The sequence below is a fragment of the Bartonella gliris genome, from assembly GCF_045277155.1.
Taxonomy (GTDB): domain Bacteria; phylum Pseudomonadota; class Alphaproteobacteria; order Rhizobiales; family Rhizobiaceae; genus Bartonella; species Bartonella gliris.
On record NZ_CP123962.1, the window covers coordinates 1,761,260 to 1,781,014 of the forward strand.

At 38.2% G+C, this 19,755-nt stretch carries 8 protein-coding genes and 1 pseudogene; 1 reads left to right on the top strand and 8 read right to left on the bottom strand.

Going from position 1 to position 19,755, the window contains the following annotated elements; translation table 11 throughout:
- Window positions 1-601: 601 nt before the first annotated feature.
- Complete coding sequence (locus QHG54_RS07875) at window positions 602-2,995, bottom strand: autotransporter outer membrane beta-barrel domain-containing protein (RefSeq protein ID WP_406604155.1); 2,394 nt, start codon at window positions 2,993-2,995, stop codon at window positions 602-604.
- Between QHG54_RS07875 and QHG54_RS07880 the strand changes: the two genes are divergently transcribed.
- The gene (locus QHG54_RS07880) at window positions 2,994-3,410 is read left to right on the top strand and encodes a hypothetical protein (protein ID WP_406604156.1); all 417 of its coding nucleotides are present in this window, start codon (window positions 2,994-2,996) and stop codon (window positions 3,408-3,410) included. The two genes, QHG54_RS07875 and QHG54_RS07880, sit on opposite strands and share 2 nt — an antisense overlap.
- Window positions 3,411-4,305: 895 nt before the next feature.
- Here QHG54_RS07880 and QHG54_RS07885 read toward each other — a convergent pair.
- The 7 genes and pseudogenes from QHG54_RS07885 to QHG54_RS07915 all read right to left on the bottom strand — a co-directional run bounded on the left by QHG54_RS07885 (window position 4,306) and on the right by QHG54_RS07915 (window position 19,268).
- The gene (locus QHG54_RS07885; protein WP_317993684.1) at window positions 4,306-4,521 is read right to left on the bottom strand and encodes a hypothetical protein; all 216 of its coding nucleotides are present in this window, start codon (window positions 4,519-4,521) and stop codon (window positions 4,306-4,308) included.
- 4 nt (window positions 4,522-4,525) lie between these two features.
- On the bottom strand, window positions 4,526-4,936 hold the full coding sequence (locus QHG54_RS07890; RefSeq protein ID WP_406604157.1) for a hypothetical protein: 411 nt from the start codon (window positions 4,934-4,936) through the stop codon (window positions 4,526-4,528).
- 1,571 nt (window positions 4,937-6,507) lie between these two features.
- Window positions 6,508-8,793 carry an autotransporter outer membrane beta-barrel domain-containing protein gene (locus QHG54_RS07895; RefSeq protein WP_406604158.1) on the bottom strand — a complete coding sequence of 762 codons (2,286 nt, stop codon included), beginning with the start codon at window positions 8,791-8,793 and terminating at the stop codon, window positions 6,508-6,510.
- Window positions 8,794-9,370: 577 nt separating this feature from the next.
- A pseudogene (locus tag QHG54_RS07900) lies at window positions 9,371-11,057 on the bottom strand (autotransporter outer membrane beta-barrel domain-containing protein); the annotation flags it as partial.
- Between the two features lie 77 nt (window positions 11,058-11,134).
- Entirely contained in the window at window positions 11,135-11,761 is a 627-nt protein-coding gene (locus tag QHG54_RS07905; RefSeq protein WP_406604159.1) for a hypothetical protein, read from the bottom strand.
- Window positions 11,743-12,354, bottom strand: a complete 612-nt coding sequence (locus tag QHG54_RS07910; protein ID WP_406604160.1) for a hypothetical protein — start codon at window positions 12,352-12,354, stop codon at window positions 11,743-11,745. Before QHG54_RS07910 ends, QHG54_RS07905 begins: the two co-directional genes overlap by 19 nt.
- A gap of 1,184 nt (window positions 12,355-13,538) precedes the next feature.
- On the bottom strand, window positions 13,539-19,268 hold the full coding sequence (locus QHG54_RS07915) for an autotransporter outer membrane beta-barrel domain-containing protein (RefSeq protein ID WP_406604161.1): 5,730 nt from the start codon (window positions 19,266-19,268) through the stop codon (window positions 13,539-13,541).
- Between the last annotated feature and the right edge of the window lie 487 nt (window positions 19,269-19,755).

Sequence of the window (19,755 nt, forward strand, 5' to 3'; positions counted from 1 at the left end):
TCTTGCATGGAAGCGGTTTATAAGAGGGATTTTTACTCTTTTCTTAGAGGGTTTTATCTACGCACTCATCTACTTGTGGCGCGCCAATAAACGGTTTTTATTGCTTCAATAGAGGGGTGGAAATGAGAAGATCCTCCCATATTCGGGTCTCTCATTACAATATGTAAAACGATAAATTATCATTATAAATCAATATATTGTTCCATGTTCACTTTAAAGGATATCTCTCTTTGAGAATGTGCAAGCATGGATGTTGGTAAGCCAAGTTGTGTTTGTGATTTAAGCATCAATTCTTCAGCATTAAAGAGGTTTTATCAAGGCACGCGCTGCAAAACTATCGCTTGGGATAAATCATGCAATATTCTCATTTTACAGTGTTTTTCCAAGTTAGATAGAGATCTCTCTTTGACGGCTAAATTTTATGGAAATGTACGAATGGACGTTAGTTTGTGAAGGTTGATAGTGGCTCGGCTATGATTGCTCATATATCAGATAGTTTTTTAACATTTTTGTATCAAAATTTTTATTCAAAATAGAGATTTAATAAATAAAAGGCAGCACATTGTACTGCCTTTTAACGAAAATATAGACTGGTTTTGTTTTAAAAGCGATAGCTTATTCCACCGGAAAAACTGGTTCCAGATACACCGGCTTTTTGGAGTTTCTTCCGATAGCTAATATCACCATGGAGTGCAATATTTTGAGAGAATTGTGCATTAACACCAAAACCACTCTCAATTGAAGATCCGGTAGGATCAAGATAAAAAGTATCACCTATTTGTATTGTCTTATTGTCACCAAAAGTTCTGATAACATTCAGTTTTCCATAGAAGGAAACAGCATTTCCTTCTTCAGTGGTGGGGAGATTTTTCGTTAAACGTCCCCCAATACGGACCAACCATTGATGTGGATGACCCATATCTACTTCAAAACCATCGGCATCTGAGAGAACATCAAATATGAGATCTTGATAAACAAGTTGCGCTTGTGGTTCAAACATCAGCCCTTCAATACCGGTTGCTAATTTCTGACCAACGGTAGCAGATGCAGTCAATATTTCAGTGCCATCCAATTTTGTAGCATTTCCAATGAGAGCCGTGGTAACATTTCCCTTCAAAGTTGTGTAGGAAAGGAGCGTGTTTACGTAGACACCATTTCTATGCTGGATGCCGCTATAAGCAGTAAGCGACCATTTATCAAGCGTAGTCTTTTCAGAATCTTCCATATCCTTTGGAGCAAAAGAAAGTTTTCCGTATGTTCCTAAAAGACCAAAATGTGTGCTAATATCTTTACCTTCTAGTGCAGCCAATACAATACCGAGTTGTAAAGCATTATAGTTCACATCAGCACCATAGCCATAGTGCAGTGGGTCACGGTTGGAAGATAAGGTGACCTTTTCACTATAGGTGGATAAGAAGATGCCTTGCTTTTTATTATTCTCCGGTCCAGACATTGTTGTGCGCATATTGTCTAACAACATGTTCTGATTATTCACATCAGCAAATCCAGCAGAAAACAAAGCATTGGGCATAACTAAATAGTTTGCAACCTGTGGTAAAAGTGCTCTGATTTTCTTATCACCATCAACATAGGCATTCTGCAATCGGAAATCCCAGAAATCACTATTATTCGTACCAAAGAGATTTTGGTTTGCATGAGATGTCCCTGGTTTATAGGCAGTGAGTACATACTTATAAGGTAAGCCACTCATTGTCATATAATTCTTTGCTAATTTGAAGGAATCTTCGTTCGCTTTTCCGGAAACTTGAATAAGCGAAATTCCATGTGTTGATGTAGGAACAGAAGTCATGCCTTCTTCCCAAATAACAGCAATGTTGCTTCTTTTCTTATTCTTTTCTACTTCTTGAAGATTGATGTGGACTACAGTGCTTCCTGATACATCGCCAGCGATCACAACACGATCGGTTTTCTGTTCAGTTACTGGAGAGTGGTTGTCCCATTTAGAGTTCAAATGAATTTCTGCATCACCTGTTGCACTATAAACTGTTGTTCTATTAGGTGCTTTGTCTCTTTGTTGCGGTTTAGAACCCACAAATAAGGTTTGATAACGCCCATCTGTCGGCTTGCTAAACACAATGGTGCTTTCTTGGAGATTAAGTATAGAAAGGCTAGAGTATGATTTTTCATCAACACCAAATAATGCGTATTCAGATGGATCTTTATCGTTATTTTCTACTTTTTTATTAGGTGTTAAAAGCCACGTTGCTTTATTGTTTAAAGTAAAAACTGTTATATTACCTTCAGATGTTCTTGCGCGACCTTCTAAAACAGAGTGATCTGCATTTAAGATAAGAGTATTCGGATGAGCTCCAGAATTTTTTGTATTTCTTACTAACATATCAGTACGGAGTTCTGAATCTTTGAGATTAACTTCACCGTTTACGGATGTTCCATACAACCCAATACCAATGCCATTTTTAGCGAAAAGTTTCGTATTTGTGAGCATCACTTTACTGGCAGCACCTTTTTCTTGGATTTTATCGCCACCTTCTTCGGCATTACGGGCCTCTCGCCCTTCGGGAACAAGGAATGCGTTGCGAAAAACGATACCAGAAGTTCCATGATCACCTGTAATATTTACAGTTGAATCTTTCAGATTTATTGTACTGTTCATGTTTAGCAAACCAACCGATGGTGTTGTTACAGTAATAGCTGTTGCATCAATAGTTCCACTCTCTGATGCACTCAATGCAATAAAGCCTGATGAAACTGTTCCTCCTATTATCTTTATTGTTGAATTTTCCCCTCGTACATCTACAGCAATAAATCTATCGTGAATTTTAACATTACGCTTTGTTACAGTCTTACCATCGTGCACTTCAATTGCAGAGTGTACTTCCTCAATTTGTGCTGGTTTTTCAGCCCTTGCAGGTACTGGCTCTATTGTTGGCGCTGGTTTTGCAGATTCTTGCTCTAGTGCTGGTCTTCCACCCTCTAGTTGTACCATTGCTGGTTTTTCTGGTGCTGGCTGCATGGACATTGGTCTTAAAGATGCTGACGGCATTCTTGTTGATGATGCTGGGGATGCCGGTTCTGCAGGCACTGGTGACATCGGTGGCATGGGCTGTGCAGACGGCCGTGTGGAAATAGCAGGTCTCGGTGGAGATTCTTCGGTTGAAGGGGGTGTAGAAGAGGATTCCATAGTTGGACGTCTTCTAGATTTGTTCTCTCTCCCTCTTCTGGTAGAAACCGTATCTCTCGTTGTAGGCGTTTCAGGTAGAACCTTACTAGTGCTAGGTTTTGTAGGATTTCCATCGGATTCTTTAGGTTTTACGGTTTCTGTAGATATAGAACTTGTACGTCTTACTCGCTTCTCCACTCTTGAATTATCAAGTGTGTGTTTTTCAGGTACAGATGTGGGGTGTAATGTAGTTGCATTAAGGGCATAAGATACACTGGATTGAGAATAAAAGAGAATTCCAGAGACTGCGCATAGTAATAAACTTTTTTTCATATAGATATATTCCTAACTACTTATCCCCGCTCTTTAAATAAAAACCTTGAAAGATTTTTGATGCAATACGTTATTTTTATAAAGTGCAAAACGAAATATATGTGACACTGCTTACATTTCAAGATAGAGGTCAAAGTATTTTTAAAAGCGGTAACGCATCTACCGGAAACGCGCATTCTGGATAGGTTGGTTTTTTGAATTTATGGTGATAGCTGACATGAGCATGTAGGGTGATGTTTTACGATCAGTGTGCCTTTATTACCAAGGCTATCTTCAATAGAAGTTTTCATAGAAGCAAGCTTGAAACTCTCATCAATTCGTAGAGTTCTCTTTTTATTAAAAGCTTTGATAATATTCAGTTTTCCTTAGAAGGAAACGGCATGGCCTTTGTTTTGTGTTATATGTTCGCCAATAGGATGCAACCATTGATAAGGATTGCCGATGTTAACTTTAAAGCACCATCATCTGAGAGAGTGCCAAGTATGAGACACTGATAAACAAGTTGTCCTTGTGTGACACAAGCGTTATTCCTTCAATACTGGTTGGCAATTTTTGACCAATGGTGGCGGAGCCCCCCAATGTTTTTGTATCATTTTCTTTTTTGTATTTCTGGTGAGAGCGGTGGTAATATTTTCCTTGGAAATTCCATAAAAGTGGAATGTGCTCGCATATATGTTACTGTCATGTTGAATGTTTCCATATGCGGTGAGTGACTATTTATCAAGCATATTCTTTAAAGAGCTTTCTCTGTCCTTTGGAGTGAAAGATCATTTTTCGTATGTCCCCAAAAGATCAAAATTTATGCTGATATTTTGATCTTCTAGTGCTACTCATGTAAGATCTGCTTGCGATGCAGCATAGCAAATATCTTCACCGGTACCTTTTGTGGTGGATTGATTAGGGCTGGAAGATAATGTGATCCTATTGCCATAAGGAGATGAGAAGAGCCTTCTCTTTTTATTATCTTTTGGTTCAAACATTGTTATTTGCATATTGTCTAACCATGCATTTTGATTGCTTACATCGGCAAATCCAATGGCGGACATCGCGTTAGGCAATAAGTACCAAATAGCTCGCCATTGGTGGCGTGAGAGTTTTGGCTTTTACTTTAGAAACAGAGGCAAGCGATAAAGTTGCGGTTTCTTTATTGTCTACAAGCTTAGTTGGTTTCGCTGTATCAATGGCAGTTTGGTCAGCAGTATCAATTGGTGATGTATTCAGAGTCGTTTTTGGTGGTAAAAAAATGATGTTAGCACTTGGATCAATGCCAACACTAAGTTGCGAATTTTTATTGACTTTACGCTGTAGAATAATTTCATCATCTGTTATTGGAGATGAATTTTCCTTATCCTTATGTTGTGGCACAGGATGAGCAGGGTGGAATTTATTGACAATACGGTCTTTCTCTGTGTTAGGGGAGATGAGAAAAAATTTATTCTTTTTAGGTGGAAGAGGGGACACGAAAGGTTCTCCTTTTCCTTCCACTTTTGTATCGTATCGGTGTTCCAAGTATTTCTTAGTTCTGCTCGAAGATATTGGAAAGCGCGTTGTTTTGTCTTTTAAGGCGTTATCTGTTGCTATTGTTTTGTGCAGCATGCTCGTTTATTTTGCAGCGCATTCTAGTTGCGATAGTGTTTTGTATCACTTAGTGTTTACGCTTCGAAGCAATTCGCTGTTGGTTATTGGTCTCAAGGTGTAATGCATTTTGTAAAGCATTCGTAGCCGTATCATTTGTTGGTGGTAAGAAAGTTATTCGCTGCTTTCAATTGTGGCTGATTGCGTTGGTTGATTATCGTGTAGACTTGCAGTATGTGTTGCAAATTTCTGTCATACTGGTCACAAGCTATGGCGCGCGCGTATACACCCTTCTGTAAGGTATTCTTATGCGCATTAGAGCCATAGAGATTTAGGATACCTAAAATTGTCTATTAATGCTATTGCTGATCTTATTTAACCCTCTTGAAGTGCTTGATCAAAATGCGAATTCTTTCCTATTTTGATATTATAAAAAAATTTTGGAACACCTAGTGAAAATAACGGACTAAAAATTTCTATCAAACTTATTAAAAAAGATCTTAATGAAATGGCAACGCAATGTTTTGATAAAGAAAAATTCATAAGATTATTAAAGGAAGTTGTTATTTCAAAATTTAATGAGAGTTAAATAAAGAGCCCTCTCTGCTCCCGACAGAAGGCTTTGAAACAGGGGGGTAACATTGGGTGACTACAATGTCGAAGAGAGTGAACTACAGAGATTAAAGAAATGTATAAAATATGCAAATTCACATCTTAACACTTCATTAAGTATTGAAATCATAGAGGCATTGCAACCTAGTAAACCTGTTAGGGCTGAGAATGCTCGTAAAATTAGCAGAGAATTAAAGAAATAGAAAGCGGAAAAAAATTCTGCCAGAAAAAAGAAAATTTCGCTGTCCGTGCATACATGTCACTAGAAGCTATCTTTTCAAGCTTTTCTATTATCATTGTTGAGAGGTTGGTTGAAATATCACGATGGTACTGCTTAGCTAGGATGTTTGCATACACATAGCGGAGTTTATCTATCCATTCACTTTGATGTGCACCAGGACATTGCGACCGGCAGCAGTGTAAATGCTGTTAACTTGATCTCTTGCAGGATCTAAATCATTTTGAATTTTATTGAAATACGGGTCCTGTTCTACGATGCCAAAAGAATCTATCGTTTCATGGTTGTTTACTTTTGTCGTTGGGTTATTGAGCAAACTCCTTTGGAGATGAGGATTAAACTCTTTGGGTGCACTGCGCGTTTGAGCACTTAGATCAGAGGCACTACTTGTATAAGTTAAAATAAAAAAACAAAGCACAAGCGGCTGTGCATACTAAATGCTTCTTATGAATAAAGATGAAGATGCCCCTTAATTGTATTTTTCTTTTTTTGATAAAAACTGAATAACTTTTTGATGCATTTCATTTTTTTGTAATGCACAAAACATAAGCAGCGCTACTTACATTGTCGCGCTGCTTATGGTTTCAAAAATAGAGATCAAAAATTTTTAAAAGCGGTAGCGCATTCCACCGAAGAAGTTAATTCCAGATGCACCAGCTTTTTGGAGCTTGTGTTGGTAATTAACATCAGCATGGAGTACAGCATTTGGAGAAAGATTTATACTAACACCTAAACCACCTTCAACTGAAGATCCCATAGAATCAAGGTGGAAAGTATCACCAATTTGTATTGTGCCATTATCATTAAAAGCTTTGAGAACATTCAGTTTACCATAGAAAGAAATGGGGCTGGTTTCATTAGAAAGAAGCATAGTTTGCATTAAACGCCCACCAACACGTACCAACCATTGATGAGGATTACCCATATTTACTTTAAAACCATCGACATCCGAGAAAGTGCTAAGCATGAGACGTTGATAAACGAGTTGTACTTGTGGTTCAAATATCAATCCTTCAGCATCGGTTGTTAGTTTTTGTCCAATGGTGGCTGAGGCACTCAATGTATTCGTGTTATCTAATTTTGCGGTACTTCCAATGAGAGCCGTGGTGATATTTCCATTGAGGGCTCCGTAAGAGAAGAGTGTATTAACATACAGACCATTGTTATGCTGGATGCTGCTATATGCAGCAAGAGACCATTTATCAAGGGTGGTTTTCCCAGCATCTTCTATGTCCTTTGGTGTGAAAGCTAATTTCCCGTACGTACCCAAAAGACCAAAAGTTGTTGTGATGTTTTTATCCTCTAACGCTGCTAATGTAAAACCTGCTTGCAGTGCAGTATGCTGAACATCAGCACCATAGCCATATTGTAATGGATCACGGTTGGAAGATAATGTGACTTTATGGCCGTGAGTAGATAAGAAGACTCCCTTCTTTTTATTACCCTGTGCTTCAAAGGCTGTTGATTGCATATTGTCTAACAGTATATTTTGATTATTTACGTCAGCCAATCCAGCGGAGAATACAGCGTTAGGCAGTACCAAATAGCTTGCCACTTGTGGGACAAGAGCTCTGATTTTCCCTTCATCATCAAGAGTAGCATTTTGCAAACGGAAATCCCAAAAATTTTCATTTTCTTCCACGAGGCTTTGCGCAACATTGGCTTTCCCATGGCTTGAGGTTGGTCCATAGGCATTGAGTATATATTTATAGGGCAACTCACCCAAGGTTGTGTAACCATTTGCCAATTTGAAGGAATTTTCATCTGCTTTTCCAGAGACCTGAACGAGTGAGAGGCCGCGTGTATTTAAAGGAATAGTATTTCCTTCTTTTGATTGCTCATCTTTCAACAAGCTTTTTAAGTGAATTGTTGTGGTGCCTGATACATTGCCATGAACGAGAAAACGGTCGGTTCTTTGTTGTTCTTTGGCTAGACCATTACTCCATTCGGTGTTAAAATAAATTTTTGCATCTTCTGTTGCACTATAAACTGTTTCGGCGTGGGGTATCCTATTTTCCTGTTGTCGTTCTTCCGTTGCCTGCCGTTGTTGTCGTCCTACACTTAGGGTTTGATAATGCCCCTGTGTGGGTGCATTAAACACGATAGAGCTACCGTTAAGATTCAGTACTGAAACATTAGAATGCGCTCTTTTATCAATGTCAAGCAGTGTGTAATTAAACGGATCGTTATCATTACCTGTCTCATTTTTACTAATGTTTAAGAACCATGTGCTGTCATTGCTCAGAGTAAAAACTACTGTGTTGCTTGGTAATGCTTTTGTTCTCCCTTCTAAAATTGAATGATCAGCGGTTAATGTAAGAGTGACAGGGTTAGTCCTTCCCATACTTTTATTTTGTAATAACACGTCAGAACGAATTTCTGAGTTTTTGAGTTTGATCTCACCATTTGAGAGTGGACCTAAAATACCGATGCCATCTCTAACGAGAAGTTTTGTATTGGTAAGGATTACCTGATTGATAACGTTTGTGCTTCCTTGTGGAAGGTATCCAAAGGTGATACCATAACTTTGATTGTTTCCTTTGACATTTACGATTGAATCTTCAAGATTGATTATACCGTTTGCAACTTCCAACCCTTTTATCAGTGTCTTTGCATCAACTTTTTTAGCATTAATGCGCGCACCTTTTGTTGCGCTAAACGAAACCATTTCTGAAGTGAGTGTCCCTTCTATAATTGTAGCCACCGATTGCGGGCCCGTAGCGTTCACTGTACTAACTATATCGCGGATGATAACGTTTTCAAAAGTTTGTTCTCCCTCAGTCACATTAACTTGAGAAATTTCACGAGGGGGAGTCTTTGCATGAGTTGGACTGAAATGAGAGAAAAGGAAAGCTCCAGCAATTGTACACAATAAAAAATTTTTCTTATACATAAGTATGCCTTTGAATGTTGATATGCTTTTAATGCTTACTTCATTCCCCTGATGGCGCAAGTTTTGGGGTGACTATTATATCATTATGTTTATATTGTAAACTTCAAAACGATATATTAAATGATGTGCTTTTTGCTTTTATAATCTGCTTCAGAAAATTTAAAAAAATGGTCATGCAAACCAGTGGAAAATAGATTCCCAAAAAATTCATTTGGTAAGTCTATGTTCATTGAGTGAAACACCATGAAGACAATATTTAAAAACATTGGATGCTGACAAAAGTTTGTCGTCGTTAGAGATCTATAGCGGTGAGATAAAATTATCGCTCATCTATGTTTATTAGCATCACCATAAAATGTTGAGAAGATTTACTTTAGCATAAAAGGAAAGGGGAGAGTGCATTGTGTGTTTTAAAACATCAATCAAAGAAACAGAAATATTTTACACTCTTTATTCTTTATTATGTATTGATAACAAAGGAAGGGGGATCTGTGGTGAATAAATTTGGATTTAGAAATTAAAAAAGCAGCACATTTTAATCTACCTTTTGTGTGAACGTGCATATTACTACTTTATTTTAAAAACGATAGTGGATTTCACCGGAAAAATTAGTGCCAGATATGCCAGCTTTTGGGAGTTTGCGTTGATAGGTGATATCACCATGAAGTGCTATCTTTTCGGAGAGTTGCGCATTGATACCAATACCGCCTTCAAGCGAAGATCCCATGGAATCAAGGCGAAAAGTATCACCAATCTGTATCGTACCATGATTAGCAAAAGCTTTGATAACATTTACTTTACCATAGAAGGAAACAGTATGGTTGTTTCCAATAGGAATTACAGTTCGTATTAAACGTCCGCCAACACGTACCAACCATTGATGAGGTTTGCCCATATTGACTTCAAAGCCATCGACATCTGAGAGGGTGCTAAACATTAAACGCTGATAAACAAGCTGTGCTTGTGGTTCAAACACCACCCCCTCAACACAGGTTGCCAATTTTGGGCCAACGGTGGCAGATGCACTCAATGTTTTTGTATTATTGAGGTTTTTGTATTATTGAGTTTCGTGATATTTCCGATAAGAGCAGTGGTGATATTTCCCTTCACAGTTCCGTAAGAGAAGAGCGTATCTAGATATATGCCATTGTCATGGTGGAAGCTGCCATATGCGGTGAGTGACCATTTATCAAGTGTACTTTTTCCAGCACCTTCTATGTCTTTTGGGGTGAATGTTAACCTTCCGTATGTGCCCAAAAGACCAAGCATTGTGGTAATGTTTTGACTTTCTAGCGCTGCCAATGTAATCCCTGCTTGTAAAGCTGCATAGCGAACATCAGCACCATCGCCATATTGTAATGGATTACGGCTAGAAGATAATATGGCCTTATTGCCATAGGAAGACAAAAAGAACCCACTTTTTTATGACTCTGTGCTCCAAACAGTGTTGTTTGCATATTGTTTAACAGTGCATTTTGACTGTTTATATCAGTGAAACCAGTGAAGAACATAGCGTTAGGCATCACCAGATAGCTCGCTACTTGCGGCACAAGAGCTCTGATTTTTGCTTCAGGATTAAGAGAGGCAGTCTCTTCTGTATCAAGAGATGTCGCTTCCTCAGGACTAAGGGGGACAGTTTTTTCTATATCAAAAGAGGTAGTTTTTACGTGATCAAGAGGGGTAGTTTCTCCCAGATTAAGAGATGTGGTTTCTTCAGGATTAAGATAGGTATTTTGCAAACGGAAATCCCAAAAATCTTCCTCTTCTCCCACGAGACTTTGTTCAATATTCGCTTTTCCACGGCTTGATGTTGGTCCATAGGCATTGAGTGTATATTTATAAGGTAAACCCTTTATTGTGGTATAGCCTTTTGCCAATTTGAAGGAATTTTCATCTGCTTTTCCAGATACCTGAACAAGCGAGAGCCCATGCGTATTTACAGGACCAGTATTCTTTTCTTTTGTGTTTTCATCTTTCAAAAGGCTATTAAAATAGATTGTTGTGGTGCCTGATACATTTCCATGAATGAGAAGTCGATCAGTTTTTTGTTGTTCTTTTGGCGCACCCTCATGCCATTTAAGATTAAGATAAATCTTTGCATCGCCGGTTGCATTGTAGACTGTTTTGTTTGCTGTGTTGTTATTTATGACGTGAGGTGATTTAAGGCCTATATTTAATGTTTGATATTCATCTTCTCTTGGTTTCCTAAAAACAATGGTACTGTCGTTGAGATTCAGCATAAAGACTTCAGAATGTAATTTTTCAATCCGATCGGGTTGTTGGTTGTGTTGGCTGTTATAATTTTTTGTACTTGCCTTTAAATACTATGTTGTGCCGTTGATTAAACTAAAGATCGCTTGGGTAGGGTTTTTTCAGAATTTCTTGCTCCGCCTGCTAAAATAGAGTGATCAGCAATGACGTTAGCTTCGCCAGTATCGCCTTCATTGGGTCTCCCTACTAATACAAGATTAGCATGGACCTCCGAGTTTTTTAGCGTGATCTTTGATTGTTTGCCGCGTATTGCAAGCCCATCCTTGTTAGTCTGTACTTGAGCATTTTGTAGATCAATTTGCCCGCCATATGTTGCAAAGATGGTAGATCGTGTTCCAGTTTTGACAAGTTTTCCGCCTCTCATGGTAATCTTCGACTGCTCATCTTGTGCTTGGAGCCCGATGTCATTGGTTTTTATAAAAACATTGATGAGATCAATTTGTTCGCCAGATCCAGCTAAAACGGCAGGATTTACACCAGTTGTGGTAATCGCTCCTCTTGTCATGGTGATTTTTGATTGCGCATATTGTGCCTGTAGACCTTGTGTTGTTAATGGAGCATCTTTCGTTTCTAATTTTTGCGTTTTTATTCCATTATCATTAGTATGCACAACAACATCGATAAGGTTAATCTCTCCACCAGATCCAGCTAAGACGGCTGGTTGTAAGCCTGCTGTGGTTAATTTTCCTCCTCGCATGGTAATTTTTGATTGCAGACCGTTTGCAGAAAGTCCCCGTTTGCAGAAAGTCCATGGTCATTTGATAAAACTTCAATCTTATCTTTTAAAGTTACGACACTCTCTTTTTCAACATTTATTCCCGTATGATCTCCTTGAATGAAACCACCGGATATTGTTATTTGAGAATGATCACTTGCATATATGCTGGTTCTTGCATGCGTAATTGTTGCCTGTTTTAAAGTGATTTTGCTTGTTTTGATAGCACTTATTCCTATGCTCTCTTTCTCTGCAGTTGCGAGACCCATAAGATCAATTTTGACATTTTTAAGCTCATTTTTATCACTATTGCTTTCTTCTAAAGCGACACCCAAATAATTGGCTTTAATGGAACCACCGGTCATACTCAATGTTCCCCCTTTCTTTAAGCTTGCTCCAGTTGCATCTATTGTCTTTATACGCTGGTCTTGATTACTTGCTTCAATTTTTACATTGTTTAATATGAGGGCACCATTTGACATGGCTTCTATACCGATTGGTGTTTGTATATGCAGTTTTCTCACATCAATGGAGCCGCCGGTCATTTTAATCGTGCCGCTTTCTTTTGCCCACAAACCGATTGAAACATTTTTTATCGTGGTATCTCCTTCTAATTCAATTATGCTTTTAGACTTTTTGGCTTCTGCACCGCTTATGTCTTTTATAATTGATCCTTTTTTTATTCGGAGACCGGTTATCTTTAGGTCCTTGCCATGGATTTTACCACCGTCCAGTGCATAAACATTTTTGTAGTTTTTCCCGTTTTTGCAGTTTTTTCTTCTCCTTTGTTGGCAAAAAGGGATTCGGCGTATGTGTCGAAATGGGTATTGAACAATATTATAGCTACTGTAGCTGTGTATTATAAAAGAGATTTTTTATACATCCAATATCATCCTAACTTATAAGTTTATGTGTTGTTTTCCCCAGTTAACAATAATTATGTTATAATAAATCAAATTTTATTATTAAAATATTATTTAATGAATTAAAATAATTCATGAAAATAATGATAATATTTTTGTAATATATTCTCTTATATTAAATCAATGTTATAAAAACATTTAATATTTTTATATTTTATAAAACAAGAGTGTATAAATCGATGTGAGAAGGCTGTCTTAATTTACATAAAATAATTTTTACTTCTAACTTTTGATGTCTTAATTAGTAGGTCTTAATTGATACCTATGAATATTTTCTATTTTATGAAAATTTTGTCTGCACCATACTGTCCGCAAAACAGGAAATATTTGATTTATCGAGCAAATGTGCGATATTTTTCTTCTTTTTAAAAACCACAGAGATGCTGTAAGAAGCAGCATTTTATTATTTTTATCATTTGGAAAAGATTTTTGATTTCAATAAAAATCATGAGTGCCCGCTTTTTCTATTCTGCGCATACTTACGTCATAAATAATTGATGAATCATACATTAAAGAATGAATTCTGAGAGGAATTTAAAAAATAAAAACACATGATTTATTGATTATACTTATTTTTTTATAATAACGTTCATTTCGTTAAAGCTTATAATGAAGAAGCGGGAAAAGCTCTTTTAAATAAAAGATCTGGGTTTTAGAGAGACAGACATATTCCTATCCGCTGCAGTAATTTATAAGAGCGCTTTTTCTTTATACGTTGAAAAAAGAGAGGGGCTGTGATGAGAAAATTGGGATTTATAAATTGAAAAGGCAGCACAGTGTGCTGCCTTTTTGTTAAAACGTACAAAATACAATACGTTTGCTTTTACAGTCTTATGTTAAAACTGATAGCGTATTCCCCCTGAAAAGCTCGCTCCTGATATACCAGTTTTTTGCAGCTTTTGTTGATAACTGACATCACCATGAAGCGAGAAATTGTGGGAAAGTTGTGCATTGATGCCAACCCCGCCTTCAATTGCAGGTCCCATAGGATCAAGGTCAAAGTCTCTTCCAATGTGGATGGCACCATCATCACCAAAAGTTTTGATCAAGTTTACTTTTCCATAGAAAGACATTGGACCGTTGTTTTCAGTGGAAACCGTTTTTGTCAAGCGTCCACCAACACGGATCAACCATTGTGAAGGGTTGTTCATATCAATGGTAAAATTATCAGCATCTGTAATGGTGTTAAACATCAAATGTTGATAAGCAACTTGGGCTTGGGGTTCGAAGGTTAAACCTTCCACTCCGGTTGCAAATTCTTTGCCAACGGTGGTGGAGATACTCAACATCTTGGCATCGTTCAACTTTGCTGTCTTGCCAATGAGGGCATTGGTGATATTTCCTTTTAGAACTCCATAAGACAAAAGTGTATCCAAATACAGACCATTGTTATGTTGTAGAGTTCCGTAAGCTGTCAGTGACCATTTATCCAATGTGCTCTTGCTGGCATCTGCCATATCTTTCGGGGTGAAAGACAGTTTTCCATAGGTGCCCAAAAGCCCCAAATGTGTGGTGACGCTTTGTCCCTCAATTGCTGCCAATGTAATACCGCCTTGTAGAGCAGCATAGCGAATATCAGCGCCATAGCCGTATTTGAGAGGTCCGCGTTCAGAGGATAGTGTTCCTGTACTTCCATAGGTGTAAAGGAAGAATCCGGTTTGTTTTTCCTCTTCTCTTCCCAAGACAGATGTTCTCATATTGGCTAAAAGCGCGTTTTGTTTAGCCATATCCGTTAATCCCGTGTAGAAGAGAGCATTTGGCATGACCAAGTAACTTGCCGTTTGTGGTACAAGGGCATGTACATTTGTTTCAGGATCAGGATTTGAACCAGAACTTGTTTCAAGAATTTCCTTGTGTAAACGGAAATCCCAGAAATTTTCATTTTTTTCATCAAACAAATTTTGCGCAATATCGGCTTTTCCATGGCTTGTTTCAGGTCCATAGGCAGTTAGCGTATATTTATAAGGCTCTCCTCCTCTTGTGGTATAGCCATTGGCTAATTTGAAGGAGTCTTCTTTCGCTTTTCCAGATACTTGGATGAGTGAAAGTCCACCGATATTCGAAGGATCAGAGGCATTGATTACACTCTCGTTATCTCCTAAATCGCTCTTGATATAAACAGTTGTGGAGCCTGAGACATCACCGTGAATGAGCAGCCTATCGGTTTTTTGATCGGCACTTGCTAGGCCATCACTCCATGCAACATTGAAGTAAACTTTTGCATCACCAGAGGCGTTATAGACTTCTGAAGTGCCTGGTTTACCAGAACCTATATGCAATGTGTGATAATGCTCTTCTGTTGGTCCGTTAAAAATAATGGAGCTGTTATTGAGATTAAGCACAGAAATATCAGAACGTGATCTTTGAGCAATATCAAGCAGATTGCCATCATCGCCTTTTTCTTTTGTACTGGTTTTTACAATCCATTGTGCGTTGTTTTGTAAATCAAAGATTGTTTTAGGGCTGTTTACAATTCTTGCTCCACCCTCTAATACGGAGTCATCAGCATTTAGGGTAAAAGTGAAATTATTTTCTTTCGTTGAGTCTTTGAGTACCAATAGAACATCGGCACGGATTTCCGATTTTTTGCCAAGATTAACTGTACCGGTTGACTCATCTACGTTAATTCCAATACCGTTTTCAACGTGAAGCTTTGCATTGGTTAAATTGATTTCTGAGGTTGTATTTTCTACAGGATTTTCAAATTTTATGCCGTTGTTTTCTGCTGTTGCAGAAATATTTGTGGCATCAATATGTCCACCGTTTTCAACAGCCAATGCTGCCTCTTTTCCTGTTATGCTTCCTGTCGTCATTGTGATGGTGGAATCTAAACCGTCTGCATGGAGTCCATAACCACCAGATGATGTAATTTGAGCATTGTCGGTTAAAGTAATAGTGCTGCCGTCTGCTGCATGTACCGCTGTCTTATTTCCATCAAATGATCCTCCTAATATCGTTATTTTAGAATGATCCATTGCATATGCACCGAAACTTGCATTTGTAATGTGTACATTTTTTAAAGTGACATTGCTTGCTTGGGAATTTAATCCTGTAAACATCAACGCTTCACCTTTTTTACTGCTCGATATTGTTACATCTTCCAACTTATTTTCGTTGCTTTCACTGTTATAAAAGGTAGCGCCAGCGCTAGAGGTTGTAATGGTTCCCCCAGTCATCTTGATTACGCCATTGTTTTGTGCATAAAGCCCGATTGCAGCATTGTTAATCGTTGTTCCAGACAATTCGATCACACTATCAGAGTTGATGGCATTTGCACCTAATCCGCTATTACCCTTTTCTGTTGTGAGAGTAACATCTGTGATCGTAATATGCCCACCATCTTCTGCAGCCAATGCTGTACGTTTCCCTTTAACGCTTCCTTTCGTCATTGTGATGGTAGACTTTAAACCGTTTGCGTAGAGTCCATAACCATCAGATGATGTAATTTGAGCATTGTCGGTTAAAATAACAGTGCCGCCGTCTGTTGCATATATTGTTTCATCTTTTGCATCAAATGATCCTCCAGAGACTGTTATTGTAGAATCATCATATGCAGCTATGGCATTCTTTGCTTGAGATACTTTGACATCTTTTAAAGCAACTGTACTTCCTTTTTCTGCTACTATTCCAGTGAGTAGTGGTGCATCGTCTTTACCGCTCGATATCGTCACATTTTCCAATTTGTTTTTTGTGCTCGTACTGTTAGAGAAGGTAGCGCCAGCTACAGAAGCTGTAATGGTTCCCCCAGTCATACTGATTGCGCCATTGTTTTGTGCTCCAAGCCCGATTGCAGCATTGTTAATCATTGTGTTTCCAAGCAACTCAATCACACTTTTAAAGCCATCAGCACCTGCACCGATACCATCGCCATCTGTTGTTTTTAGAACAACATCTGTGGCCGTAATATATCCGCTATTTTCTGCAGCCAGTGTTATATTTTTTCCTGTGACGTTTCCTTTCGCCATTGTGATTGTGGTGCCTGAGTCTTGTGCATAGAGTCCGAAGCTCTCAGATGATGTAATTTCTGCATTATCGGTTAAAGTAACGGTGCTGCCGTTTGCGGCACTTACTGTTGCCTCTTTTGCATCAAATGATCCTCCAGAGATTGTTATTGTCGAATGATCATTTGCAAATACGGCATTGTGTGCTTGAGATACTTTGACATCTTTTAAAGTGACGGTACTTTTATCTGCCTTTATTCCAAAGTTCAGTAGCGCATCGCCTTTACCACCCGATATCGTCACACCTTCCAGTTTGTTTTCTGTGCTCGTACTGTTAGAGAAGGTAGCGCCAGCTTTGGAATTTGTAATGGTTCCTCCAGTCATCTTGATTACGCCATTGTCATGTGCATAAAGCCCAGAGTTCTCAGATGATGTGATGTGTGTAACACCGGTCAAAATAACGGTGCCGCCGTTTGCGGCACTTACTGTTGCATTTTTTGCATCAAATGATCCTCCAGAGACTGTTATTGTAGAAGAATTATCTGCAAATACACTGTTAATTGCTTGAGATACTTTGACATCTTTTAAAGTGACGGTACTTTTATCTGCCTTTATTCCAAAGTTCAGTAGCGCACCTTCTTTACTGCTTGATATTGTGACATCTTCCAGTTTGTTTTCTGCGCTCTTACTATTAGAGAAGGTAGCACCAATTACGGAAGCTGTAATGCTTCCCCCAGTCATACTGATTGCGCCACTGTCTTGTGCATAGAGTCCGAAGCTCTCAGATGATGTAATTTTAGCATCGTCTTTTAAAGTGATGGTGCTGCCGTCTGCTGCATATATTGTTGCATCTTTTGCATCAAATGATCCTCCAGAGATTGTTATTGTCGAATGATCATTTGCAAATACGGCATTGTGTGCTTGAGATACTTTGACATCTTTTAAAGTGACGGTACTTTTATCTGCCTTTATTCCAAAGTTCAGTAGCGCACCTTCTTTACTGCTTGATATTGTGACATCTTCCAGTTTGTTTTCTGCGCTCTTACTATTAGAGAAGGTACCGCCAGCTACAGAAGCTGTAATGGTTCCCCCAGTCATACTGATTGCGCCACTGTCTTGTGCAAAAAGACCGATTTTAGTATCGCTAATCGTTGTGTTTCCAAGCAATTCAATCACACTGTTAGAGCCAACAGCATCTGCACCGATACCATCGCCATCTGTTGTTTTAAGAACAACATCTTTGGACGTAATATGTCCGCCCTTTTCTACAGCCAATGCTGCTGTTTTCCCAGTTACAGTTCCTCCGGTCATTTTTATTGTGCCGTTGTCATGTGCATAAAGCCCAGCGTTCTCAGATGATGTAATTTTAGCATCGTCTTTTAAAGTGATGGTGCTGCCGTTTGCGGCACTTACTGTTGCCTCTTTTGCATCAAATGATCCTCCAGAGACTGTTATTGTAGAATCATCATTTGCAAATACGGCATTGTGTGCTTGAGATACTTTGACATCTTTTAAAGTGACGGTACTTTTATCTGCCTTTATTCCAAAGGTCAGTAGTGCATCGCCTTTACTGCTTGATATTGTGACACCTTCCAGTTTGTTTTCTGCGCTCTTACTATTAGAGAAGGTAGCACCAGCTACAGAAGCTGTAATGGTTCCCCCAGTCATACTGATTGCGCCACTGTTTTGTGCAGCAAGACCGATTTTAGTATCGCTAATCGTTGTGTTTCCAAGCAATTCAATCACACTGTTGGAGCCATCAGCACTTGCACCGATACCATCGCCATCTGTTGTTTTAAGAACAACATCTTTGGACGTAATATGTCCGCCCTTTTCTACAGCCAATGCTGCTGTTTTCCCAGTTACAGTTCCTCCGGTCATTTTTATTGTGCCGTTGTCATGTGCATAAAGCCCAGCGTTCTCAGATGATGTAATTTTAGCATCGTCTTTTAAAGTGATGGTGCTGCCGTTTGCGGCACTTACTGTTGCCTCTTTTGCATCAAATGATCCTCCAGAGACTGTTATTGTAGAAGAATTATCTGCAAATACGGCATTGTGTGCTTGAGATACTTTGACATCTTTTAAAGTGACGGTACTTTTATTTGCCTTTATTCCAAAGTTCAGTAGCGCATCGCCTTTACCACCCGATATCGTCACACCTTCCAGTTTGTTTTCTGTGCTCGTACTGTTAAAGAAGGTAGCACCAATGTCAGAAACGGTAATGGTTCCCCCAGTCATTTGAAGCATAGCACCGTTTTTTGCTTCAACACCTAAGGAAATGACAGAATCAGTTCCTTTAATGGTTGTGTTACCCTGTAACGTAATCGCGCTGTCAGCGCCTTCTGCTGTTACAGCATAGACGGTTTTATTTTCGCTTGAGTTTATATTTTTATTTCCGATTATTGTTAAGTCTTTTAAATCTTTGCCGGTGATTTTACCGCCGGTTTTTGCGTGAAGAGTTTCATAGGTTTTATCGGATACTGATACTGTTCCCTCAGAAACTTCAAGGGTTTCAGCTTTTTTTTCGTCAGGCCCCTCGAGGGTTTCGGCATGTGCATTGAGATGGATGTTAAACAGTATGATAGCTGCTGTTGTTGCATATGATAAGAGGGATTTTTTATACACTCGTACTCTCCTTATGAAAGCCCCCAATATTCATTCCCCGCGAACTTCGTAAGAAGAAGTGAAAATGGATAATTGTTTTTGATTTCGATAATTGATCTTTCTTAGCTATTTTATTTTTGCTCATTTGTCAAAATTAAAAAATGATCTATATTAGAATATGTGGATTATTATATTTAATACATAATGTGTTTATAATTAATTGTATTTAATTAATATTTATATATGTAAATTTATTTATGAATATATTATTTTGATATTTTAATTATGTTATAATTTTAATATGTTTTATAGATATTATTTATATAAATATTATAAAATTATGATGATAATTTCTGTTTGATCTTGGAAATCAATGGTACTTTGATGTCATCAAATCGCATATCCCTGAAAGGATCATTGTTTTGAATTTTTGACAAGAAAGTCTAAAAGAGTATCTTTAGCAGTTTTTTTACAATATAATAAAACACATAATGATTCTTTGGTGATG

Coding starts and splice junctions, on each gene's coding strand:
- QHG54_RS07880 (WP_406604156.1), top strand. CDS start 2,994: ATGGACATTGGTCTTAAAGATGCTGACGGCATTCTTGTTGATGATGCT.
- QHG54_RS07875 (WP_406604155.1), bottom strand. CDS start 2,995: ATGCAGCCAGCACCAGAAAAACCAGCAATGGTACAACTAGAGGGTGGA.
- QHG54_RS07885 (WP_317993684.1), bottom strand. CDS start 4,521: ATGTCCGCCATTGGATTTGCCGATGTAAGCAATCAAAATGCATGGTTA.
- QHG54_RS07895 (WP_406604158.1), bottom strand. CDS start 8,793: ATGTATAAGAAAAATTTTTTATTGTGTACAATTGCTGGAGCTTTCCTT.
- QHG54_RS07905 (WP_406604159.1), bottom strand. CDS start 11,761: ATGCGAGGAGGAAAATTAACCACAGCAGGCTTACAACCAGCCGTCTTA.